Consider the following 451-nt stretch of genomic DNA (forward strand, 5'->3'; position numbering starts at 1 on the left):
GAGCCATAGAAGCGTTGAGTGGCAACGAGCCCATCGGCGCCGCCATTCTCGACCTCAATATCCGTGGCCGCGTCGCTTTCGACCTGGCGGAGAAGCTGAACGAGCGCAACATCCCGTTCATCTTTTACACCGGCTACGACAGCGTCATCATTCCCGAAAAATTCCGTCAGATCGGCCGGGTTCGCAAGCCGGCGGATTGGCAGGTGATCAAGCGCGCGCTTTTTCCCGATGCGCCCCGGCTTGCCAGGCGGCGTGTCAAGGAACTGTCCGTGGATGCGCCCGGCATTGCCACCATGCTACCCGCGTTGCAGCGCCGGGCACGCGAGATCACTGCCAATTCGGAAACCGCCGAGCGCCTGGTGGAGCGAACGCTCGAACGCGCCATCCGCGAGATTGCCACCTGCCCTGCCGGCGTGTCGATGGAGCACTGGCTGATCGGTCTCTTGGAAAC

Annotated in this window: 1 protein-coding gene; it reads left to right on the top strand. The window is 62.7% G+C overall.

What is annotated here, in order from left to right; genetic code table 11:
• Positions 1 to 451: response regulator (locus AC1D0P_RS29500; protein WP_477679977.1), on the top strand; the 451-nt coding region annotated here is incomplete at both ends.

The sequence above is a fragment of the Polaromonas sp. P1_G2 genome (assembly GCF_056405515.1).